Source organism: Enterobacter cloacae complex sp. 418I7, from assembly GCF_050030705.1.
Taxonomy (GTDB): domain Bacteria; phylum Pseudomonadota; class Gammaproteobacteria; order Enterobacterales; family Enterobacteriaceae; genus Enterobacter; species Enterobacter intestinihominis.
In genome coordinates, this window is record NZ_JBLGUU010000001.1 from 3727726 (window position 1) to 3749076 (window position 21351).

Genomic DNA, 21351 nt, shown 5'->3' on the forward strand with positions numbered 1-21351 from the left:
ATACAGGAAAAATCTCTTCTCAACAATACTTTTCTGTAGAAGTCACTTTCCTGTATAGCTATCCTCCATGCGCGTGATCAGCGCATACCAAATTGTACAGTCCACTTTATGGAGAATTAACCCTACATCCCTCGTTTCACTCATGATTGCGTGTTAATCGCGAATACTCGCCTCCATAGCGCCGGAAAAATCCCACGCTAATTACATTCTAAATACCCGCTAAACCCCAGGTAAAGCGATGCTTAATCTATTCCAAATAATCCACCAGTAACGCTCTCTGAGCGCCTTTCTCACTTTCAAAGTATCTTTCATCACTTATACGAAAGCCTTGCGCCGTGCGGCTCACAGCGATCATTGTCCACAATGAGCACTTTCATGATAGGTGCAATGTGCTGAACGAGTTTTCTAAATTGAAACGATGTTTCTTTTTTCATGCCGAAACCCGCCAATTCATTAGCATTCTAATCATTTCTTGATGCAATCAACTCAGGTGAGAATTATTATCATCTATCGTGCAATATCGCCCCGCTTCGATACACATTAGTAAAGTGTATTCTGTAACTCATTGATTCTATTAAATCAGTACACTTTTCCATCACTTCACCGTGCGAACAGGGGTAACACCCCACCATCGAAAATAAATTTCTTGACATAACCACCGTTTCATGAATCATTTATGAAATTACATTTATTGTTATTTTTCAATCAGTTACAGATATTCGGTGCTGACGGACAGCAGAATTGGGGCGGCCTTGATCACGCCGTTAAGCAACTCAAGCAACCGCGCATACCTTTTGATCATTTCGTGCTCTTCATAAACAAACGTATCGTGCAACATCTTGAAAATGATCAATTTATGATCAATGATGTTTTCAACGAAACGAACATGAGGAGGGTAAAGATGAAAGGCATTAGCCAGGCGCTAAAGAGTGCAGATGAAGTTAAGGCAGTGGCGGCAGAGCTACAGCGCAACACCACCACCAACCTGTTTTATTGCTTGTGGGTGTTTATGTATGAATCGGGCTTGCGTATCTCTGACGTCCTCAAACTTAAGTTTGAAGATGTAGAGGGGCAATCTCACCTCAAGGTGAAGCAGGAGAAAACGGGAAACGTAGTAAGGCCAAAGGTGACAGCCGCGATGCTGTCTGTGGTGGCGCAACGCAAGGCAGAGCAAGCGAAGATGCCTGTAGCTACAGATTACATTTTCAGTGCAGCCACATTACGTAGCAGAGGCAACGCCGTAACTCGTAACACGGTATTCACTGAATTTGGGAAGATGGGACGTAGAGCAGGATTCTCTAACGTGGGCTGCCATACACCACGTAAAAGCCGTGGCCGAATTTTATTCGAAAATGGGGTGGCTATAGAGACAATCGCCCATTTCCTGGGTCAGACAGATCCGCGCTCAACCATGTATTACATCGGGTATGGTCAGGATGTGCAGGACGATTTAACAGAGGAGTTTTCGTTAGAATGGTGATCAACATGGAACGCTTACTTGTGCTCTCACTGCTGACGCTGGCACTATTGCCAGCCCTGGCAACTGCTGGACAAATTACGATGACCAATCCACAGGAGGAACAGACAGAGAACGGAAAAACGCTATGCCCGTATGCAAAGACATTCAACACTGAGGATTCAGAAGAGTGAAAAAGGAAGAAGAGCCGATCACCAGCTTTCTATGGTGTGGGGCTACGGTGTGCGTTTATACGCAGGTAGTGAAGTTTGCAGGGACGACGATACAGCGTCACCTGTTACCAACCAATCTTAGAAAAGCTGTAAATGAAGAAGTGGCGAAGGCTGGCAACTTGCCGGAAGACAGCCCCCGCCGTATTCAACAATCCCAACGGAGAGTCAGAGATGCCGAATCAGCACATTATGGCGTTAGCGCTCGCGCTGTGCAACGTAAGCAACGGTAAAACCGTCCGAATTCCTGCCATGACAGGAAGCCAGCTTCATTTGCTTATGATGTGGCTACGGGCTTTACAGGAATGATACGAGGGGGCTGATGCCCCCTTTGTATTTATGGTATTAGGTGCGTTCGTTGCGTAAGGGCTTAAAGATTAGAAGTATCGCTTGCCACCCTACTGTTTGGAATGTAACGAACAACTGTTTGGGCCATGATCCCAGAAATGACCATCTTACTTAACTCAACCGTAGTGTCAGGAAGTTTCCAGGTTGCTTTATCTGAATCTGAAAACTCAGGTTTCCCATACTTCTGAGTTAACAATTGACTCAATGTGCCAAATTGACTCGCAGCGATACCTTCATTTTTTTTCTCATTACTGGCTACATTCGTTTGTACAAGACGATCTGCGCTATTAAAAAGGAATGTGACAGTATAAAGACCGCTACCGATCGATACATTATCAATCCGCACTTTCCCAAAATTATCCTTATACTTCTCTGGTGAGATCAAATGTGCGCCATTGCCCTGAGCCGCAACAACTTCTGACGGATTCATGTCCCATTTAGTATTTCCATAACCAATACCCTTAGCGAATGAGAGCAGAGGTAAAGTTAGAATCACGAAAGCCATTAGTAATTTTTTCATTCCATCCCCACGAATTGAGTTTATTAATTGTGAACCAGTTTACAATTATCCCATTGCTCAGTGCTTCTTGCGATGCGGTCACTAATTGCAAAGTTCATCAGCGACGAATCATAGGCATACACTTTGCTTTTATCATCTGCCATCATCAACTTACCGTTAGTTTTCAGCTTTGGTGAGAGCAGGTATGTACCGTTTAAACGGTTAGCTTTGAAGCTATCGACATACAACGTTACCTCTGCACTACCCAGCACACGTAAAGCACCTATTCTACCATTCTGTACTGCTGCAATAGCGTACTGACAGAGATAGGTTTTCGCAGTTGAAGCTGTGTTTTTTCCCTCAACCTTCGCTGATGGGGAATGTGAAGAGGAGTAAGGGGTTGAACTATGAAAAGAAGATGATGGGTAAGAGTAAGAATAATTTTTATACGCAGAAGAGGTGCTTGATCCAATCCTGCACGTTTTTCCAACCGCAATGCACGAATTACCGCATGGTATACCTTTCTTGCAGTTCTTCGCGTATGTAGAGAACGACAACCCAGCTAATAGAAATGTACCAATGGTTATCTTAACCAACGAAGACCAGCCCATAAACCACCCTTCTTTTAAGATTTTCCCTACATAGTACCATACTTAAATTAAGGGAATAGCAGCCAATAAGCCCGTTGGTGGTAAGACAACGCGCGGAGCCGTTAGGCGACAACATCAGGGTATGTCAGACAGTGAAGTTTATCAGGATGACCATGTACCCGAAGGAGCGAGGCCGAACCGCTGGCAGAGCCTGCATTTCGTGTGCAGGTACGAACACCACCATAAACCTGTTTATTCCCTGCAACGTCATCTCGACGTGTGGCATGTGGGAGCATCGGCAAAAAATGCGCTTCACTGTAAGGTTATGAGAAGTGCGATCCGTCGCTGCCTGGTGTAGGCTTTGCGTTCATTGTTGGACTATCGCGGTAAGAACTTGAAACCACCGCCGACGATTAGCTACACTCTCATTTCACCGAGTAACCATTCGTGACAAGTCTCAAAGTAGTGAACTATGGTAGAACGCCTAAGCATGTTAGTAAGCACTACTGCGTAACATGCTGAAAGAACCGGAGTTTTTCGAACGGTTCCACCTGGGGAGATTCTGGAGCGGGCGAAGGGAATCGAACCCTCGTATAGAGCTTGGGAAGCTCTCGTTCTACCATTGAACTACGCCCGCTTTGAGGTGCGTAAGGCATTATAGACCTTACGCCTCTTCATACAAGCCTTTACCCCACTAAGTGGCGATTAAATAATCACTTAGCACTTCGGTTTACTGCCCTGCACCGGAAGATAACGCTGCGGATCGATGGCCGTGGCCTTATAGCGGATCTGGAAATGCAGCTTCACCGTATCCGTCCCGGTACTGCCCATGGTCGCAATCTTCTGCCCCGCCTTCACGTTCTGGCCATTATTCACCAACATCGTGTCGTTATGCGCATATGCCGTAATGTAGTCCTCACCATGCTTAATCATGATCAGGTTACCGTATCCACGAAGCTGGTTACCGACATAGACCACCTTCCCGGCCCCTGAAGCGTAAACCGGCGTGCCGCGTGCGGCAGCGATATCAATACCTTTATTGCCCCCTTCCGAGAGCGAGTACGGCGCAACCACTTTTCCGCTTGCAGGCCAGATCCAGCAGCGCTGACCGACCGGCGGCCAGGATGATTTAGGCACCTGATAGGATGGCGTCACTTTGGCTGTTTTACGCGTTGAGGACTTATTCCCTGAGGAGGAACCGCCGTTAACCTTGAGCTTTTGCCCTATCTCAATGGTATACGGTGGAGAGATATTATTCAGGCGCGCCAGCTCCTTCACGCTGGTCCCCGTGGCACGTGAGATGCGGTAGAGCGTGTCCCCGCGCTTAACGGTATAGACGGCACCGGAATAACTGCCCATATCCGAAGATTTACTCCCCGAGCATCCTGCTACAAGTAGCGTCAGCGTCAGGCAGAAAACGGCAATGATCGGGTTTCTCGTCAGGCTTCCTGCAAACAAAACAGCTCCTCGGTCAGCGTGAATGGCGCACTATGATAGCAGCCCAAACTGATGCGGGTCATGCCCTTTTCCGCTCTGTGGGCCAAACCGTTTGCATAAGAATGCAGTATAATAATTCCGCTGATGGTGCTGAACCATTAAGCATTATGGCACTGGAGCATCAATGAGTATTCAAGAACACGTTATTTTGGTAAATGACCAGGGAAAGGTGATTGGCACTCAGGAGAAGTACGCCGCGCACACGTCACACACCCCGCTTCACCTGGCCTTCTCTTCATGGCTGTTTAACGCTAACGGAGAATGTCTGATTACCCGGCGCGCCTTAAGTAAAAAAGCCTGGCCCGGCGTGTGGACCAACTCCGTTTGCGGACATCCACAGGCCGACGAAGCGACAGAGCAGGCGATTATCCGCCGCTGCCGCTTTGAAGTCGGCGCCGAAATCATAGACATCACTCCCGTTGCCCCGGAGTTCCGCTACCGTGAAGCCGACCCTTCAGGGATCGTTGAAAACGAAATCTGCCCGGTCTATGCCGCCCGCGTAACGAATACCCTCGCAATCAATAGCGACGAAGTGATGGAGTATCAGTGGGTGGAGCTGGACGCGCTCTTCCGCGCGCTGGACGCCACACCGTGGGCATTTAGTCCGTGGATGGTGCAGGAAGCGAACACTGCGCGCGAAAAACTCAGCGCTTTTGCGGCGCAATAAAAAAGCCCCGGCGATAAACGCACGGGGCTTTTTTTACGTCTTAACGGCTTATTTCACCGGACGCATCGCCGGGAACAGGATCACGTCGCGGATGGTGTGGCTGTTGGTGAACAGCATCACCATACGGTCGATACCAATACCCAGGCCAGCCGTCGGCGGCAGGCCGTGTTCCAGCGCGGTTACGTAGTCTTCGTCGAAGAACATCGCTTCGTCGTCGCCTGCCGCTTTCGCGTTAACCTGATCCTGGAAACGCTGCGCCTGATCTTCTGCATCGTTCAGCTCGCTAAAGCCGTTACCGATTTCGCGGCCACCGATGAAGAATTCGAAGCGGTCAGTGATTTCCGGGTTCTCGTCATTACGACGCGCCAGCGGAGACACTTCCGCCGGGTATTCGGTGATGAAGGTCGGCTGAATCAGGTGCGCTTCGGCCACTTCTTCGAAGATCTCGGTCACGATACGGCCCAGACCCCAGCTCTTCTCAACCTTAATACCGATGCTTTCAGCGATCGCTTTCGCAGAGTCGAAATTGTCCAGATCCGCCATGTTGGTTTCCGGACGGTATTTCTTGATCGCTTCGCGCATGGTCAGTTTTTCGAACGGCTTGCCGAAGTCGAACACTTCTTCACCGTAAGGGACCTGCGTGGTGCCCAGAATATCCTGCGCCAGGGTGCGGAACAGGGATTCGGTCAGCTCGATCAGATCTTTGTAATCCGCATACGCCATATAGAGTTCCATCATGGTGAACTCTGGGTTATGACGTACGGAAATACCTTCGTTACGGAAGTTACGGTTGATCTCGAACACGCGGTCGAAACCACCGACCACCAGACGCTTCAGGTACAGTTCCGGCGCGATACGCAGGTACATGTCCAGGTCCAGGGCGTTGTGATGGGTGATGAACGGACGGGCAGAGGCACCGCCTGGGATCACCTGCATCATCGGGGTTTCTACTTCCATAAAGTCGCGGTTAACCATGAACTGGCGAATACCGGCCATGATCTGGGAGCGAATTTTGAAGGTCTTACGGGATTCATCATTAGAGATGAGATCCAGGTAGCGCTGACGATAGCGCGCTTCCTGATCCTGCAAACCGTGGAACTTGTCCGGCAGCGGGCGCAGGGCTTTGGTCAGCAGACGCAGCTCGGTGCAGTGGATAGACAGTTCACCGGTCTTGGTTTTGAACAGTTTACCTTTAGCGCCCAGGATGTCGCCCAGGTCCCACTTCTTGAACTGCTCGTTATAGATGCCTTCCGGCAGGTCGTCACGAGAGACATACAGCTGAATGCGGCCGCCAACGTCCTGTAAGGTCACGAAGGAGGCTTTACCCATGATACGACGGGTCATCATGCGGCCCGCCACGGACACTTCAACGTTCAGCGCTTCAAGCTCTTCGTTCTCTTTACCGTCGAAGTCTGCGTGCAGTTGGTCTGAGGTGTGGTCACGACGAAAATCGTTCGGGAACGGCACGCCCTGCTCGCGCAGCGCTGCAAGCTTCTCGCGGCGGGTTTTCAGTTCGTTATTAAGATCGACTACCGCGTCAGCGCCCTGTGATTGTTGTTCAGACATGTTGGTTCCTCATAACCCAGCTTTCAAACTTGCTTCGATAAATTGATCCAGGCTGCCGTCCAGCACCGCCTGCGTGTTACGGGTTTCAACCCCGGTACGCAGGTCTTTGATGCGGGAGTCATCAAGGACGTAAGAACGGATCTGGCTGCCCCAGCCGATGTCGGACTTGTTGTCTTCCATCGCCTGCTTCTCAGCATTTTTCTTCTGCATCTCCAGCTCATAAAGCTTCGCTTTCATCTGCTTCATGGCCTGGTCTTTGTTCTTATGCTGGGAACGGTCGTTCTGGCACTGTGTTACCAGCCCGGTTGGAATGTGGGTAATACGCACCGCAGATTCCGTACGGTTAACGTGCTGACCGCCCGCGCCGGATGCGCGGTACACGTCGATGCGCAGGTCAGCCGGGTTGATGTCGATATCGATATCTTCATCCACTTCCGGGTAGACAAACGCGGAGCTGAAGGAGGTGTGGCGACGGCCACCGGAATCGAACGGGCTCTTACGCACCAGGCGGTGAACGCCGGTTTCAGTACGCAGCCAGCCGTAGGCGTAATCGCCAATAATCTTAATGGTGACGGACTTGATACCCGCCACTTCACCTTCGGACTCTTCGATAATCTCGGTTTTGAAACCGCGCGCTTCTGCCCAGCGCAGATACATACGCATCAGCATGCTGGCCCAGTCCTGCGCTTCGGTACCGCCAGAGCCTGCCTGAATATCGAGATAGCAGTCAGCGCTGTCGTATTCGCCGGAGAACATGCGACGGAATTCCAGCTGCGCCAGCTTCTCTTCCAGCACGTTGAGCTCTGCCACGGCTTCGTTAAAGGTTTCTTCGTCGTCGGCTTCGACAGCCAGCTCCAGCAGCCCAGAAACATCTTCCAGACCCTGCGCCATTTGATCCAGCGTATCTACGATGGCTTCGAGGGAGGAACGTTCTTTACCCAGCGCCTGCGCGCGTTCAGGTTCGTTCCAGACGTCCGGCTGTTCCAGCTCGGCGTTTACTTCTTCGAGACGCTCTTTCTTGGCATCGTAGTCAAAGATACCCCCTAAGAACGTCAGAGCGCTCCGTGAGGTCCTGAATGCGGTTTTTTACCGGATTAATTTCAAACATGGTCTGTTTTCTTTTATGAGCTTGTCAAAATGCGGTGATAAGAGCGGGATTGTACCGAATCCACGCCCTTTTTTATAGAGATTACTGACGCTAAATTGGCCAGATATTGTCGATGATGATCTGAAGGGTGCGGTTACCGCGGAACTCGTTAATATCCAGCTTATAGGCCAGCTCAACCTCGCGCACGCCGTTGTCCGGCCAGATGGAGGTATCAACGTTAAAGGCGATGCCGTCGAGCAGCGGCCCGCCGCCGACCGGTTCCACCATCACTTTGAGATGGCGTTCGCCCACGATGCGCTGTTGCAGCAAACGAAAACGTCCGTCGAAAAGCGGCTCCGGGAACATCTGCCCCCACGGGCCGGCATCGCGCAGCATCTGCGCCACCTCCATGGTCATTTCAGCCGGAGAAAGCTCGCCGTCAGAAACCACTTCACCCTGCAACAGAGACGGATCGATCCACTCGGTGACCAGTTCGCCAAACAGACGCTGGAACTCGTCGAACTTCGCCTCTTCCAGCGACAGGCCTGCCGCCATCGCGTGACCGCCGAACTTAATCATCAACCCCGGATGCAGCGTATCCAGACGCTCCAGCGCATCGCGCATATGCAGCCCCTGAATGGAACGACCGGAGCCTTTCAGCGTGCCGTCCCCGGCGGGGGCGAACGCGATCACCGGGCGGTGGAAACGCTCTTTAATACGCGACGCCAGAATGCCCACCACGCCCTGGTGCCATTCGGGGTGATACATCGCCAGCCCGCCCGGCAGGTTATCGCCGCTGCGCTCCAGCTTTTCACACAGGGTCAGCGCTTCGGCCTGCATCCCCTGCTCAATCTCTTTACGGGTCTGGTTGAGTGCGTCCAGCTCACTGGCCAGCACGCGCGCTTCGCCGATGTTGTCGCACAGGAGCAGCGCAACGCCAACCGACATATCGTCCAGCCGCCCCGCCGCGTTCAGGCGCGGGCCGAGGGCAAAACCCAAATCGCTTGCCGCAAGCTTCAGCGGATCGCGGTTGGCAATTTCCAGCAGCGCCTTGATCCCCGGACGGCATTTGCCCGCCCGAATGCGGCTCAAGCCCTGCCAGGTGAGAATACGGTTATTGGTATCGAGCGGCACCACGTCCGCCACGGTTCCCAGCGCCACCAGATCGAGATACTCCGCGAGGTTCGGCACGGCAATCCCGCGCGATTCGAACCAGCCCTTATCACGCAGCAACGTGCGTAACGCCAGCATCAGATAAAACGCCACCCCTACTCCGGCCAGCGATTTCGACGGGAAATCGCAGTCGCGCAGGTTCGGGTTAATGATGGCTTCGGCGTCTGGCAGGGTTTCTCCTGGCAGGTGGTGATCGGTGACCAGTACCGGGATCCCCAGCGCATGGGCATGATCGACCCCCGCATGAGAAGAGATCCCGTTATCCACGGTCATGATCATCTGTGCACCACGGGCATGGGCCTGATCGACCACTTCCGGGCTGAGGCCGTAGCCGTCTTCAAACCGGTTCGGCACCAGGTAAGCCACGTTATCGCAGCCCAGCGCACGCAGGCTGAGTACGCTCAGCGCGGTACTGGTTGCGCCGTCGGCATCGAAATCGCCCACCACGACAATCCGCGTCCCGTCACGGAACGCGTCGTAGAGCATTTCAGTCGCTTTTTCGATGCCACTCAGCGCTTGCCAGGGCAGCATGCCTTTAACGCTGCGCTCAAGATCGCTTGCCGTACGCACGCCACGGCTGGCGTACAACCGCTTTAACAGCAGCGGAAGCGTATCTGGTAAATCCGCGGTTTCAACCGCATCGCGGCGGCGCAGTTTTATCGGGGCTTTCACGCGAATTATTTACCACCCGTCTGTTTCTGGTGTTCGTCGAGGAACGCTTTCATCTCTTTTGGCCCCTGGTAGCCCGGCACCACATAGCCGTTGCTCAGCACAATGGCTGGCGTACCGCTCACGCCAAACTGTACGCCCAGCGCGTAGTGGTTAGCGATGTCGATATCGCAGGAGGCGGGCTTCACGCCTTTACCGTTCATCGCATCATCAAAGGCCTTGTTGCGGTCTTTCGCACACCAGATCGCTTTCATATCCTGCTCAGGCTGACTCTGCACGCCAGCGCGTGGGAAGGCCAGGTAACGCACGGTAATGCCCAGCGCGTTGTAGTCTTTCATCTCTTCATGCAGCTTGTGGCAGTAGCCGCAGGTGATGTCGGTGAAGACGGTAATGACGTGCTTTTCCTGCGCCGCTTTGTAGACAATCATCTCTTTTTCGAGCGCATTCAGGTTTTTCATCAGTAGCTGGTTGGTGACGTTCACCGGCTGCGCACCGCTCACGTCGTACATTGGCCCCTGAATGATGTGCTTTCCGTCTTCGGTCACGTACAGCACGCCGCTGTTGGTCAGCACCGTTTTCATGCCAGCCACCGGCGCTGGCTGGATCTCGCTGCTGGCGACGCCGAGTTTCGTCAGAGACTGTTTAATGGCGGCATCATCCGCATGGGCAAAACCGGAAACCGAAGCTGCCAGCAGGGTGAACAGCGCTAAAGACTTTTTCATATATGATCCTGTAACAATTCGTCGGCACTCACGCGCGAGGGTGGTGCTGTTGGTGTAGCTGCCGCAGGCGTTCCGTCGCGACATGGGTGTATATTTGCGTCGTTGAAAGATCGCTGTGTCCAAGCAACATCTGCACCACGCGTAAATCCGCGCCGTGGTTTAACAGATGCGTCGCGAAGGCGTGACGCAAAACGTGCGGCGACAGCTTCTCACTGTCAATACCCGCCAGTGTGGCGTAATGTTTAATGCGATGCCAGAACGTTTGTCGCGTCATCTGCTGCGCGCGCTGGCTCGGGAATAATACATCTATGGAGACGCCGTTCAGCAGCCACGGACGCCCGTGTTCCAGATACGTCTCCAGCCAGTAGACTGCCTCTTCACCCAGCGGCACCAGCCGTTCTTTGTTCCCTTTACCGATAACGCGCACCACGCCCTGACGCAGGCTGATATCGCTCATCGTCAGGCCCACCAGCTCAGAAACGCGCAAGCCCGTGGCATACAATAGTTCAAGCATGGCTTTATCGCGTAACTCCAGCGGAAGGTCAACTGCGGGCGACTGTAATAATCTCTCAACTTGCGCTTCGCTGAGATCTTTTGGCAGCCGCTGAGGTAGTTTAGGCGATGCCAGCAGTGCGCTGGGATCATCCGCGCGGATCTTCTCGCGGTAAAGGTGCTGGAACAGGCGGCGCATGGCGCTCAGCAGACGTGCGGAGCTGGTGGCTTTGTACCCCCCTTCCATCCGCTCAGCCAGTAACCCTTGCAGGTCATCGCTTTGTGCGCTTTCAAGCGTCAGCCCCCGGTGCGCCAGCCACTCGACCAGCAGAGTGAGATCCCGACGATAGGCGCTGAGCGTATTGTCAGCGAGGTTTTTCTCCAGCCACAGCGCGTCGAGAAACTGTTCGATGAGTGCGAGATCCTTTTCCACATCAACCCCTATGGTTCTGCAATCTGGCCATTATGCCTGATTGCCATCGGTTTCTGGTACACTACGCGCAAAGTCATAGCAAGAATTGAGATAGTTACGCGATGAATATTGGTCTGTTCTATGGTTCCAGCACCTGCTACACCGAAATGGCGGCGGAGAAAATTCGCGACATTATTGGCCCGGAACTGGTGACGTTGCATAACCTGAAAGATGACGCGGTTGCCTTGATGGAGCAGTACGATGTGCTGATTCTGGGTATCCCTACCTGGGACTTTGGTGAGATTCAGGAAGACTGGGAAGCGATCTGGGATCAGCTCGATTCAGTCAATTTTGAAGGCAAAATCATTGCGATGTACGGCATGGGCGACCAGTTGGGCTACGGGGAGTGGTTCCTTGACGCACTCGGCATGCTGCACGACAAACTGGCGCCAAAGGGCGCGACCTTTATCGGCTACTGGCCTACGGAAGGCTATGAGTTCACCAGTCAAAAACCGATTATTGCCGACGGTCAGCTGTTTGTCGGGCTCGCGCTGGATGAAACCAACCAGTACGATCTTAGCGACGAGCGCCTCCAGAACTGGTGCGAGCAGATTCTGGGTGAGATGGCCGAGCAGTTCAGCTGATTTACTCCTGCGTCGGCTGTTGCACGATCAACCGGCGCAGATCTCGCCACTCCGCAGGATCCATACTGTCTGCTGCCAGCCACAGGTGCTGGCGACGATTGTCCTCGACCCGACGCAGCCGTAGCATCATCCCGGTGTTGAGCATCCACGGCGTCCCTATCATTTCCCACTCTTTTCCCTGCCAGCGCAGGCGAGAATCCATCAGCAGCTTAATTTCACCCTGACGGGCGTTGATTCGACGCTGGCTGCGCACGCTGTCAAACACTACAAACGACAGCAAAAGCAGCCACAGAGGGGTATAGCTTAGCGGCCACGGCACCAATAACACCATTGCCGCGACCAGACCGTGGAGCAGTAAGGACATCCACTGTGAGCGCCACGAGACGCGAAGATCAGATTGCCACAGGACCACGTTCCTGATTCCGTGTTTGAATTAATTGCACCATCCGTTGCAACTCGGTGTCGGCGGGCTTGCCGTGATTCATCAGCCAGTTGAATAAATCCGGATCGTCGGACTCAAGCAGACGGACAAACAGGCGCTTATCGTCATCGCTTAAGCTGTCGTACTCATACTCGAAGAAAGGCATGATGGAGATATCAAGTTCACGCATGCCGCGACGGCACGCCCAGTGAATACGGGCCTTGTTGTTAATATCCATGTTCTGTTTCCTGCATTACGTTTGGCACAGTCGGTATCCCGTTCGGTATTCATTATTGCTCTTCGGGAACACCTGCTAGTGTAACGTGTTTTTGACCGTTTCTTTACTGGAATATTGCGAACCTCGAGCAGGCTTCCTGAATAATCCTTATAAAGACAGCGGATTACACTATTTTGCGTAGCGCCACGCATAACCGCGTAATGGCACGAATGGCCTGCTGAAAGCGCTTGCATTGAATACAGTCTCTTTTACCATTAGGTATTATCAAAGCGTTAAGCAATTCAGGACATCACTATGGCATTTACACCATTTTCTCCTCGCCAGCCCGCCGCCTCTGCGCGTCTGCCGCTGACGCTGATTACTCTTGATGACTGGGCACTGGCGACACTGACCGGTGCGGACAGCGAAAAATACCTGCAAGGCCAGGTCACGGCGGACGTGGCGCAGTTGACTGAGCACCAGCATCTGCTGGCCGCGCATTGCGATCCAAAAGGAAAAATGTGGAGCAACCTGCGTCTGTTCCGCCGTCAGGACGGATTCGCCTTCATTGAGCGTCGCAGCCTGCGTGACGCCCAGCTTAAAGAGCTGAAAAAATACGCGGTCTTTTCTAAAGTCACCATCGCCCCGGACGATGAACACATTCTGCTGGGGGTAGCGGGTTTCCAGGCGCGTGCAGCGCTGAAAAACCTGTTTGCCGAGCTACCGGATGCCGGAAAACAGCTGATCAGCGAGGGAGAAACCTCCATTCTGTGGTTCGAACACCCTGCGGAGCGCTTCCTGCTGGTAACCGACGAAGCAACGGCGGAACGCGTCACTGACGCCCTGCGCGGTGAAGCACAGCTCAACAACAGCCAGCAGTGGCTGGCGCTGAACATCGAAGCGGGCCTGCCAGTTATTGACGCGGCAAACAGCGCGCAGTTTATCCCGCAGGCGACAAACATCCAGGCGCTGGGTGGTATCAGCTTTAAGAAGGGCTGCTACACCGGACAGGAAATGGTGGCGCGTGCGAAATTCCGCGGCGCGAACAAACGCGCCCTGTGGACGCTGGCTGGTCACGCCAGCCGTGTGCCGGAAGCGGGTGAAGATCTCGAGATGAAGATGGGCGAAAACTGGCGCCGTACCGGCACCGTGTTAGCCGCCGTCCAGCTCGATGATGGCCGCCTGCTGGTGCAGGTTGTCATGAATAATGATATGGAGCCCGACAGCGTGTTCCGCGTGCGGGACGATGCAAACACGCTCAGCATTGAGCCGCTGCCGTATTCACTGGAAGATTGATGCTGTATCGCCCGGTGTTGATATTCTCCCTCTCCCTGTGGGCTGAGGGATCCCCAGTAATTTGAAAGCAAAAGCGATAACGTTGCCTCAGAATAACTGAGGGCTTTCAGCGATGCCTCGGTCCGGCTGTAAATCGCTGAGGCGTTTCCTGTAGGCCGGGGCGAGGCGCAGGGATGCGCCGAGAGGGCGGGCTTTACAGGGATGTTACCTCCGCCCGTCCCCGATAAGCCGGAAGGAATAAGCCGAAGGCACCGCGAAGCGGCGATTTTCCGCCGGAAGCCCGGGTCGCCAGGGTGGTGGCGACTGAGCCACCCTGGCACGTTCACCGGTCATGTCGTGACAGAGTAGCAAGGAACATAAAGTGAACGGAATGACCACCACCGCCGTATGTTCCCCTCACCCTAACCCTCTCCCCGGAGGGGCGAGGGGATTGCTCAGTGCTCGCATTAATTTGTGGGGAACCCTCAGCCCACCGGGAGAGGGTCGGGGTGAGGGCATCAGACCGCACCTTACAAAAAAACTACACCTGACCAACATACAGATAAATTGCCAGAAAGTGGCACACGCTGCCGCCCAGCACAAAGCCGTGCCAGATGGCATGGTTGTACGGGATACGCTTGCAGACGTAGAAAATCACGCCCAGCGAGTAGATCACTCCGCCCACCGCCAGAAGCGTCACGCCCCCCACCGCCAGCTTAATGGCTAACTGATACACCACAATCAGCGACAGCCAGCCCATTGTCAGATAGGTGACCAGCGACAATACTTTGAACCGGTGCGCGATGGTCAGCTTGAACAGGATCCCCAGCAGCGCCAGGCTCCAGATTACAATCATCAGGCCACGCGACAGCGGTGAGTTGAGCCCCACCAGCAAAAATGGCGTGTAAGTGCCTGCAATGAGAAGATAGATTGCGCAGTGGTCAAATTTCTTGAGCCATATCTTCGCCCGTTGATGCGGAATAGCGTGATACAGCGTTGAGGCAAGGAAAAGCAGGATCATACTCCCGCCATACAGGCTGTAGCTGGTAATGGCCATCGCGCTGGCGTTGGTATCTACCGCCTGCACCAGCAGCAATACTAAGCCGACAATCCCAAACACCAGGCCAATGCCATGGCTTATACTGTTGGCTACTTCCTCAGCCAGCGAATATCCCTGTGCGATTAATGGTCTGCTCACCATACTTAACTCCGGGAAAACAAAAGATGATTATTCATCGCCAGTCTATGCTAACTGAGAATGATTCCAGTGAACACCTGTTAGCTAAAATAAATCCATAATCAAGATTTATCCTTACAAATCAGTATAATGCAAAATAAATCCACCGCACAGGTGTAAATGATTTCATTAACACCTGAGTAATCAAGGCGATAAATCCGTCTCTCACCCTTCGTCATCATGGTATGCTTCAGGGATAGTGTCCGACAGCGAGTTTAGCCATTGTGAGTATGTTCAGCCATTCCGCCATTGCCAGCCTCAACAATCTGGAAATGATGGTCTACAACTATGTCATTAAGAACCGTGACAAAGTGATGTACATGACCATCCGCGAGCTGGCGGATGCGGCGGGAGTCTCTACCACTACTATCCTGCGCTTCTGCCGAAAGCTCAACTGCGAAGGCTACTCGGAATTTCGGGTGCGCTTTAAACTCTATCTGGAGCAGAACGAGCCGCAGCAGGCGAATTTTGGTGCCAGTGAAATTATCAGCTTCTTTAAAAGCGTAAATAACGAAGAGTTCGATGCGTTATTAGATAAAGCCGTCGATATTATTTTATCATCTGAACGAATTATTTTTGTTGGCGCAGGCACGTCCGGATCGCTGGCAAAATATGGCGCACGTTTCTTTTCAAATATCGGGAAATTCAGCAACCATATCGACGATCCTTATTTCCCGGTCACTAACGATATGGCTAAAAATGCACTGGCCATTGTACTTTCCGTCTCCGGAGAAACCGAGGAAATCCTGCGCTTCGCCAGCCAGTTCAGCCTGCATCGCTGCAAGGTACTCTCTGTCACCAGCCACGAACATTCTCGTCTCGCGAAACTGGCGGACTTTAATCTCTCCTGGCATGTCCCCCAAACGCGCATAGGCGGCGTTTACGATATAACCACCCAAATTCCCGTCATCTATATTCTTGAATCATTAGGCCGGAAACTGGCGAAGAAATTAACAGAATAAAACATCCTGTTTTTTTGATGTGACAAATTACAATTCCCGCAAAATGTTATATCGTGACATTTATTTCCGCTTTGCTAGACTCGAAATCAATAAGTCCTGAATTGAGAATAGCAAAGATGAAAAAACTCACTTTACCGAAAGATTTTTTATGGGGCGGCGCGGTGGCGGCGCACCAGGTTGAAGGCGGCTGGAACAAAGGCGGCAAAGGGCCAAGCATTTGCGACGTGCTCACCGGCGGCGCACACGGCGTTCCGCGTGAAATCACGCAGGAAGTGATTGAAGGCAAATATTACCCGAACCACGAAGCCGTCGACTTTTACGGCCATTACAAAGAAGACATCAAGCTGTTTGCCGAGATGGGCTTCAAATGTTTCCGTACCTCTATCGCCTGGACGCGCATCTTCCCGAAAGGCGACGAAACTCAGCCAAACGAAGAGGGGCTGAAGTTTTACGACGACATGTTCGATGAACTGCTGAAGTACAACATCGAGCCGGTGATCACCCTCTCCCACTTTGAAATGCCGCTGCACCTTGTTCAGGAATACGGCGGATGGACCAACCGTAAAGTAGTCGATTTCTTTGTACGCTTCTCGGAAGTGGTATTTGAGCGCTACAAAAATAAGGTCAAATACTGGATGACCTTCAACGAAATCAACAACCAGCGCAACTGGCGTGCGCCACTGTTCGGCTACTGCTGCTCTGGCGTGGTCTATACCGAGCACGACAACCCGGAAGAGACCATGTACCAGGTGCTGCACCACCAGTTCGTGGCCAGCGCGCTGGCGGTGAAAGCCGCCCGCCGCATTAACCCGGAGATGAAAGTCGGCTGCATGCTGGCGATGGTGGCGCTCTATCCGTACTCCTGCAAGCCAGAAGATGTGATGTTCGCTCAGGAATCCATGCGCGAGCGCTACGTCTTTACCGACGTACAGCTACGCGGCTACTACCCGTCTTACGTGCTGAACGAGTGGGAACGCCGTGGCTTCTCCATCAAAATGGAAGCAGGCGACGAGCAGATCCTGCGTGAAGGCACCTGCGATTACTTAGGTTTCAGCTACTACATGACCAACGCGGTCAAAGCGGAAGGCGGCACCGGTGATGCCATTTCCGGCTTCGAGGGCAGCGTGCCGAACCCACACGTCAAGGCGTCCGACTGGGGCTGGCAGATTGACCCTGTGGGCCTGCGTTATTCGCTGTGTGAACTGTACGAGCGCTACCAGAAGCCACTGTTTATCGTGGAAAATGGTTTCGGCGCCTACGACAAGGTGGAAGAGGACGGCAGCATCAACGATGACTACCGCATCGACTACCTGCGCGCCCACGTGGAAGAGATGATGAAGGCCGTGACGTACGACGGCGTGGATCTGATGGGCTACACTCCGTGGGGCTGCATCGACTGCGTCTCCTTCACCACCGGCCAGTACAGCAAGCGCTACGGCTTTATCTACGTCAACAAGCACGACGACGGCACCGGTGACATGTCCCGCTCCCGTAAGAAGAGCTTTGAGTGGTATAAAACCGTCATTGCCAGCAACGGCGAAACGCTGTAATGGCTTGCCCTCTCTGCAAGCGGAGAGGGCAAACTGCTTATCTTCCAGACACTTCTTTACAGCTTTTGCGTTGCCAAAATATGTTCGCCCGATAATATAGGCATCCTGAATATTTGAGGCGAACATGATTAAGCGACAACGCAACGCTATCCTGCTTGTAGCCCTGGCCTGTCTGGTGGTGCTGATATGTACCGCCCAGCGGATGGCCGGGATGCACGCGCTTGTCATGAACGTCACCGCCACGAGCCAGTCTGTTCAGCAGGGGCAGGAGAGTGCCGACGCACCGGTAACCCCGTGTGAGCTAAGCGCCAAGTCGCTGATGTCGGTCCCGCCTGTTTTGTTTGAAGGCGCCCTGATTGCCGTCACCCTGCTGCTTGCGTTGCTGGCAGCCAGTCCACCGCGCCGCGAACGGCAGTGGCCTCCCCGCGTTATCTCCCCGCCCCGGTTAAGGGTGCATCTGCGATTATGCGTCTTCCGTGAATGAGCCTTCGCCTGTTACTTCAGGTTAATTCATCATTTACGGAGAAAATTTATGTTTACTGTATTCAGGCGACTGCTGGTCTGCCTGCTTTGGCTATGGCTGCCCCTCAGCCAGGCTGCCGACAGCGGCTGGCTGCGCGCCGCCGATAATCAGCACGCCAGCGTCAGGCTGCGTGCGCAACCTGAAAGCACTGGCGAAACCCGCCTGCTGCTGGACGTCGCCCTGCAAAAAGGCTGGAAAACCTACTGGCGCTCGCCGGGCGAAGGCGGCGTCGCACCCGCGATTAAATGGCATCAGCCCGTCGAGGCGATCTGGCGCTGGCCTGTGCCGCAGCGTTTCGACGTCGCGGGCATCACCACGCAGGGCTATCACGGCGATGTCAGCTTTCCCCTCACTCTGCGGGGCGACGTCCCGACGATCCTGAGCGGCGTGCTGACTCTCTCCACCTGTAGCAACGTCTGTATTCTTACCGACTACCCGTTTTCACTGAACATGACCGCATCCGCAGGCGCCAGTTTTGATTACGATTTCAGTCGGGCCATGGGCACCCTTCCCCTCAGCGGCGGGTTGACCTCAACGCTTAACGCCACCTATGCCCCCGGCAAGCTGACCGTAACGGCGCAGCGTGACGCAGGCTGGCAGGCGCCGTCGCTGTTTATCGACGGTATGGATGATGTTGATTTCGGCAAACCGGCCCTCACCATGCGCGGTGATTCGCTGGTCGCCACCGTGCCCGTGACGGACAGCTGGGGCGAGGCCGCGCCCAACCTCAGCGGCAAAACCCTGTCGCTGGTTCTGGCCGATAGCGGGCAGGCGCAGGAGTCCAGCCTGAGCATTCAGCCGGGGAACGCCGCGCCGACGCTCCCGTTAGGCTGGGTGCTGCTGATGGCGCTGGCTGGTGGTCTGATCCTTAACGTCATGCCCTGCGTACTGCCCGTGCTGGCCATGAAGCTGGGCACGCTGATGCAAACCGAACGGCAGGCGCGGGGTCAGGTACGCCGACAGTTTCTTGCATCGGTAGCCGGGATCGTGATCTCGTTCCTCGCACTGGCGCTGATGATGACGGTATTACGTTTAGGCAATCAGGCGCTCGGCTGGGGGATCCAGTTCCAGAACCCGTGGTTTATTGCCGCGATGGCGCTGGTAATGGTGCTCTTCAGCGCCAGCCTGCTGGGGTTGTTTGAAATCCGTCTCCCTTCCGGCGCCAGCACCTTCCTCGCCACGCGCGGCGGCAACGGGCTTGCGGGTCATTTCTGGCAAGGCGCGTTTGCCACGCTGCTGGCGACACCCTGCACCGCGCCGTTCCTGGGGACGGCGGTCTCGGTCGCGCTGGCGGCACCGCTTCCCCTGCTGTGGGGGATCTTCCTGGCGATGGGTATCGGCATGAGCCTGCCGTGGCTGCTGGTGGCGGCCTGGCCGGGGCTGGCCCAGCGGTTGCCGCGTCCGGGGCGCTGGATGAACGTTGTACGCGTAGTGCTGGGGATGATGATGCTCGGCTCATCGCTGTGGCTGCTGAGCCTGCTGACGGTGCACATTGGCAGCCTGCCGGTCATTACGCTGGGCGTGCTACTGATCCTTGCGCTGCTGCTGGTCACCGCCTGGCGCTACCGCTGGCAAACGGCACTGCGCGCCGGGGTATTAGCTGTACTGGTGGCCGGGGTAGTCGCGTTTGTTTCCGGCTCCGGCGGCGAGGGCTCCCGCCGCGATCGTATTCACTGGCAGCCGCTCAGCGAGCAGGCCATTGTCCGCGCGCTGGCGGAGAACAAACGGGTGTTCGTCGACGTGACCGCCGACTGGTGCGTGACCTGTAAAGCCAATAAATACAACGTACTGCTGCGCGACGACGTGCAGGTCGCGCTCTCCGCCCCGGACGTTGTCGCCCTGCGCGGCGACTGGAGCCGCCCCTCAGATACCATCAGCCAGTTTTTAACCACGCGCGGCAGCGCCGCCGTGCCGTTTAACCAGATCTACGGACCGGGATTACCGCAGGGCCACGTGCTGCCTGCGTTGTTAAGCCGCGAAGCGGTGCTGAGCACCCTGTCCGATGCAAAAGGAAAATAACATGAGAACCTTCGTTGCCTTACTTCTGCTGTCGTTATCAACGTTCGGTTTCGCCGCACCGTCAGATGACGCTTCCAACGACCAGCTGGCAAAACTGCTGTTTAACGACCCCAACAGCCCGCGAACCGGCGCGACATCGCCGAAGCTCACCATCGTCTCCTTCACAGACTACAACTGCCCGTATTGCAAGCAGTTCGACCCAATGCTGGAGAAAATCGTGCACGATAATCCCGACGTGCAGCTCATCATCAAACTGCTGCCGTTCAAGGGACAAAGCTCGGTAAATGCCGCGAAAGCGGCGCTCTCAACGTGGCAGCAGGCGCCGGATCAATTCTGGGCACTACACCAGCGGCTGATGATGAAAAAGGGCTATCACGATGACGCCAGCATCGCCGCCGCGCAGGTGAAGACCGGGACGGACAGCATCAAAACCGATGATAAAACTATGGACAGCGTAAAGATGAACCTGATCCTGGCGCAGGTGCTGAATATTCAGGGCACCCCGGCGACCATCATCGGTGACCAGATGGTGGCGGGCGCAATCCCGTATGACGATCTGGAGGGGCTGGTCAAAGAACAGCTGGCAAACGCCCGTGGCAAGTAAGCTTCCGCGCCTGCTGCGCGAGCTGGCCGTGTGGCTGCTGATTGGCGTAGCCGTGAGCCTGGCGGTGGACTATTTCCGCCAGCCCGCGCTGCCGCAGAATTTCTCCGCGACGGCACTGCACACCCTCGACGGTCAGCCCGTCGATCTTATGGCCATGAGTAAGGAGCGACCGCTGCTGGTCTACGTCTGGGCGACATGGTGCGGCGTCTGCCGCTACACCACGCCGTCGGTGGCGGCGATTGCCGCGGACGGGGGTAACGTGATGTCGGTTGCGCTGCGCTCAGGCGATAACGCGACGCTCGAAACATGGATGAGGAAGAAGAAGGCGATGATGCCCACGGTCAACGACGCCAGCGGAGAACTGGCGCGTCAGTGGGACGTTCAGGTGACGCCAACGCTTGTGGTGATCTCTCACGGTGAAGTGAAGTCGATCACCACCGGCTGGACCAGCGGCTGGGGAATGCGCCTGCGGCTGTGGCTGGCGTCGTAGC

General features: G+C 54.5%; 23 protein-coding genes and 1 tRNA gene. 12 read left to right on the plus strand and 12 right to left on the minus strand.

Annotated elements, in window-relative coordinates:
* Positions 1–901 precede the first annotated feature (901 nt).
* From ACQG0S_RS17915 to ACQG0S_RS17925, 3 genes are read left to right on the plus strand one after another with little or no spacing between them, the layout of a single operon-like run.
* Positions 902–1480: a tyrosine-type recombinase/integrase gene (locus ACQG0S_RS17915; RefSeq protein WP_057059868.1), complete on the plus strand. Its 579-nt coding sequence runs from the start codon at positions 902–904 to the stop codon at positions 1478–1480.
* A 5-nt stretch (positions 1481–1485) separates the two neighbouring features.
* Positions 1486–1650 (plus strand): hypothetical protein, encoded by a 165-nt coding sequence (locus tag ACQG0S_RS17920; RefSeq protein WP_162270935.1) that lies wholly within the window; start codon positions 1486–1488, stop codon positions 1648–1650.
* The gene (locus ACQG0S_RS17925) at positions 1647–1919 is read left to right on the plus strand and encodes a hypothetical protein (RefSeq protein WP_154819299.1); all 273 of its coding nucleotides are present in this window, start codon (positions 1647–1649) and stop codon (positions 1917–1919) included. The genes ACQG0S_RS17920 and ACQG0S_RS17925 overlap by 4 nt, the downstream gene beginning before the upstream one ends.
* A 137-nt stretch (positions 1920–2056) precedes the next feature.
* Here the strand turns inward: ACQG0S_RS17925 and ACQG0S_RS17930 are convergent, their stop codons facing one another.
* The 4 genes from ACQG0S_RS17930 to actS all read right to left on the minus strand — a co-directional run bounded on the left by ACQG0S_RS17930 (position 2057) and on the right by actS (position 4581).
* The gene (locus ACQG0S_RS17930; RefSeq protein WP_057059866.1) at positions 2057–2554 is read right to left on the minus strand and encodes a hypothetical protein; all 498 of its coding nucleotides are present in this window, start codon (positions 2552–2554) and stop codon (positions 2057–2059) included.
* 23 nt (positions 2555–2577) lie between these two features.
* Positions 2578–3144 carry a hypothetical protein gene (locus ACQG0S_RS17935; RefSeq protein ID WP_080396957.1) on the minus strand — a complete coding sequence of 189 codons (567 nt, stop codon included), beginning with the start codon at positions 3142–3144 and terminating at the stop codon, positions 2578–2580.
* Between the two features lie 542 nt (positions 3145–3686).
* Positions 3687–3760: transfer RNA gene (locus ACQG0S_RS17940), tRNA-Gly, on the minus strand.
* Positions 3761–3840: 80 nt separating this feature from the next.
* Positions 3841–4581: an amidase activator ActS gene (gene actS, locus ACQG0S_RS17945; RefSeq protein ID WP_048965622.1), complete on the minus strand. Its 741-nt coding sequence runs from the start codon at positions 4579–4581 to the stop codon at positions 3841–3843.
* Between the two features lie 163 nt (positions 4582–4744).
* Here actS and idi point away from each other — a divergent pair, with 163 nt between their 5' ends.
* Positions 4745–5287 carry an isopentenyl-diphosphate Delta-isomerase gene (gene idi, locus ACQG0S_RS17950; protein ID WP_032676492.1) on the plus strand — a complete coding sequence of 181 codons (543 nt, stop codon included), beginning with the start codon at positions 4745–4747 and terminating at the stop codon, positions 5285–5287.
* Positions 5288–5335: 48 nt separating this feature from the next.
* Here idi and lysS read toward each other — a convergent pair whose 3' ends face one another.
* The 5 genes from lysS to xerD form a co-directional block, all read right to left on the minus strand.
* The gene (gene lysS, locus ACQG0S_RS17955; RefSeq protein ID WP_022649302.1) at positions 5336–6853 is read right to left on the minus strand and encodes a lysine--tRNA ligase; all 1518 of its coding nucleotides are present in this window, start codon (positions 6851–6853) and stop codon (positions 5336–5338) included.
* A gap of 9 nt (positions 6854–6862) precedes the next feature.
* A protein-coding gene (gene prfB / locus ACQG0S_RS17960) for a peptide chain release factor 2 (protein WP_115438011.1) occupies positions 6863–7961 on the minus strand; the annotation gives its coding sequence in 2 pieces (ribosomal slippage) (positions 6863–7885 and positions 7887–7961; 1098 coding nt in all).
* 90 nt (positions 7962–8051) lie between these two features.
* On the minus strand, positions 8052–9785 hold the full coding sequence (gene recJ, locus ACQG0S_RS17965; RefSeq protein WP_048965620.1) for a single-stranded-DNA-specific exonuclease RecJ: 1734 nt from the start codon (positions 9783–9785) through the stop codon (positions 8052–8054).
* Positions 9786–9790: 5 nt separating this feature from the next.
* Positions 9791–10504 (minus strand): bifunctional protein-disulfide isomerase/oxidoreductase DsbC, encoded by a 714-nt coding sequence (gene dsbC / locus ACQG0S_RS17970; RefSeq protein ID WP_022649304.1) that lies wholly within the window; start codon positions 10502–10504, stop codon positions 9791–9793.
* Positions 10505–10532: 28 nt separating this feature from the next.
* Positions 10533–11429, minus strand: coding sequence for a site-specific tyrosine recombinase XerD (gene xerD / locus ACQG0S_RS17975; protein WP_048965619.1), 897 nt, complete (start codon positions 11427–11429; stop codon positions 10533–10535).
* Positions 11430–11530: 101 nt separating this feature from the next.
* On the opposite strand from xerD, the gene fldB reads away from it, so the two are divergent.
* The gene (fldB, locus tag ACQG0S_RS17980) at positions 11531–12052 is read left to right on the plus strand and encodes a flavodoxin FldB (protein WP_023306886.1); all 522 of its coding nucleotides are present in this window, start codon (positions 11531–11533) and stop codon (positions 12050–12052) included.
* Between the two features lies 1 nt (position 12053).
* On the opposite strand, the gene ACQG0S_RS17985 is transcribed toward fldB, so the two are convergent.
* Positions 12054–12464 carry a protein YgfX gene (locus ACQG0S_RS17985; RefSeq protein ID WP_022649305.1) on the minus strand — a complete coding sequence of 137 codons (411 nt, stop codon included), beginning with the start codon at positions 12462–12464 and terminating at the stop codon, positions 12054–12056.
* Positions 12445–12711, minus strand: coding sequence for an FAD assembly factor SdhE (gene sdhE, locus ACQG0S_RS17990; RefSeq protein ID WP_003863437.1), 267 nt, complete (start codon positions 12709–12711; stop codon positions 12445–12447). The genes ACQG0S_RS17985 and sdhE overlap by 20 nt, the downstream gene beginning before the upstream one ends.
* A gap of 294 nt (positions 12712–13005) precedes the next feature.
* Between sdhE and ygfZ the strand changes: the two genes are divergently transcribed.
* Complete coding sequence (ygfZ, locus tag ACQG0S_RS17995) at positions 13006–13986, plus strand: tRNA-modifying protein YgfZ (RefSeq protein ID WP_048965618.1); 981 nt, start codon at positions 13006–13008, stop codon at positions 13984–13986.
* A gap of 520 nt (positions 13987–14506) precedes the next feature.
* Here ygfZ and trhA read toward each other — a convergent pair.
* The gene (trhA, locus tag ACQG0S_RS18000; protein ID WP_022649307.1) at positions 14507–15166 is read right to left on the minus strand and encodes a PAQR family membrane homeostasis protein TrhA; all 660 of its coding nucleotides are present in this window, start codon (positions 15164–15166) and stop codon (positions 14507–14509) included.
* A 266-nt stretch (positions 15167–15432) separates the two neighbouring features.
* Here trhA and ACQG0S_RS18005 point away from each other — a divergent pair, with 266 nt between their 5' ends.
* The 6 genes from ACQG0S_RS18005 to ACQG0S_RS18030 all read left to right on the plus strand — a co-directional run bounded on the left by ACQG0S_RS18005 (position 15433) and on the right by ACQG0S_RS18030 (position 21350).
* A complete protein-coding gene (locus ACQG0S_RS18005; protein WP_022649308.1) occupies positions 15433–16164 on the plus strand; it encodes a MurR/RpiR family transcriptional regulator in 732 nt (243 codons plus the stop codon).
* A 116-nt stretch (positions 16165–16280) separates the two neighbouring features.
* Positions 16281–17714 (plus strand): 6-phospho-beta-glucosidase BglA, encoded by a 1434-nt coding sequence (bglA, locus tag ACQG0S_RS18010; protein ID WP_023306887.1) that lies wholly within the window; start codon positions 16281–16283, stop codon positions 17712–17714.
* Positions 17715–17838: 124 nt separating this feature from the next.
* Positions 17839–18198 carry a hypothetical protein gene (locus tag ACQG0S_RS18015; RefSeq protein ID WP_022649310.1) on the plus strand — a complete coding sequence of 120 codons (360 nt, stop codon included), beginning with the start codon at positions 17839–17841 and terminating at the stop codon, positions 18196–18198.
* Positions 18199–18246: 48 nt separating this feature from the next.
* Positions 18247–20256 carry a protein-disulfide reductase DsbD family protein gene (locus ACQG0S_RS18020; protein WP_048966709.1) on the plus strand — a complete coding sequence of 670 codons (2010 nt, stop codon included), beginning with the start codon at positions 18247–18249 and terminating at the stop codon, positions 20254–20256.
* Position 20257: 1 nt separating this feature from the next.
* Entirely contained in the window at positions 20258–20860 is a 603-nt protein-coding gene (locus tag ACQG0S_RS18025; protein WP_023298545.1) for a DsbA family protein, read from the plus strand.
* Positions 20850–21350, plus strand: a complete 501-nt coding sequence (locus ACQG0S_RS18030; RefSeq protein ID WP_048966710.1) for a protein disulfide oxidoreductase — start codon at positions 20850–20852, stop codon at positions 21348–21350. Before ACQG0S_RS18025 ends, ACQG0S_RS18030 begins: the two co-directional genes overlap by 11 nt.
* Position 21351: the final 1 nt, after the last annotated feature.

What these genes read in the sequence shown, in the direction of transcription:
- ACQG0S_RS18015 (WP_022649310.1), top strand. Translation starts at nt 17,839, where the DNA reads ATGATTAAGCGACAACGCAACGCTATCCTGCTTGTAGCCCTGGCCTGT.
- fldB (WP_023306886.1), top strand. Translation starts at nt 11,531, where the DNA reads ATGAATATTGGTCTGTTCTATGGTTCCAGCACCTGCTACACCGAAATG.
- ACQG0S_RS18025 (WP_023298545.1), top strand. Translation starts at nt 20,258, where the DNA reads ATGAGAACCTTCGTTGCCTTACTTCTGCTGTCGTTATCAACGTTCGGT.
- ACQG0S_RS18005 (WP_022649308.1), top strand. Translation starts at nt 15,433, where the DNA reads ATGTTCAGCCATTCCGCCATTGCCAGCCTCAACAATCTGGAAATGATG.
- sdhE (WP_003863437.1), bottom strand. Translation starts at nt 12,711, where the DNA reads ATGGATATTAACAACAAGGCCCGTATTCACTGGGCGTGCCGTCGCGGC.
- idi (WP_032676492.1), top strand. Translation starts at nt 4,745, where the DNA reads ATGAGTATTCAAGAACACGTTATTTTGGTAAATGACCAGGGAAAGGTG.
- ygfZ (WP_048965618.1), top strand. Translation starts at nt 13,006, where the DNA reads ATGGCATTTACACCATTTTCTCCTCGCCAGCCCGCCGCCTCTGCGCGT.
- trhA (WP_022649307.1), bottom strand. Translation starts at nt 15,166, where the DNA reads ATGGTGAGCAGACCATTAATCGCACAGGGATATTCGCTGGCTGAGGAA.
- ACQG0S_RS18020 (WP_048966709.1), top strand. Translation starts at nt 18,247, where the DNA reads ATGTTTACTGTATTCAGGCGACTGCTGGTCTGCCTGCTTTGGCTATGG.
- ACQG0S_RS17915 (WP_057059868.1), top strand. Translation starts at nt 902, where the DNA reads ATGAAAGGCATTAGCCAGGCGCTAAAGAGTGCAGATGAAGTTAAGGCA.
- dsbC (WP_022649304.1), bottom strand. Translation starts at nt 10,504, where the DNA reads ATGAAAAAGTCTTTAGCGCTGTTCACCCTGCTGGCAGCTTCGGTTTCC.
- ACQG0S_RS17935 (WP_080396957.1), bottom strand. Translation starts at nt 3,144, where the DNA reads ATGGGCTGGTCTTCGTTGGTTAAGATAACCATTGGTACATTTCTATTA.
- ACQG0S_RS17920 (WP_162270935.1), top strand. Translation starts at nt 1,486, where the DNA reads ATGGAACGCTTACTTGTGCTCTCACTGCTGACGCTGGCACTATTGCCA.
- ACQG0S_RS17930 (WP_057059866.1), bottom strand. Translation starts at nt 2,554, where the DNA reads ATGAAAAAATTACTAATGGCTTTCGTGATTCTAACTTTACCTCTGCTC.
- bglA (WP_023306887.1), top strand. Translation starts at nt 16,281, where the DNA reads ATGAAAAAACTCACTTTACCGAAAGATTTTTTATGGGGCGGCGCGGTG.
- lysS (WP_022649302.1), bottom strand. Translation starts at nt 6,853, where the DNA reads ATGTCTGAACAACAATCACAGGGCGCTGACGCGGTAGTCGATCTTAAT.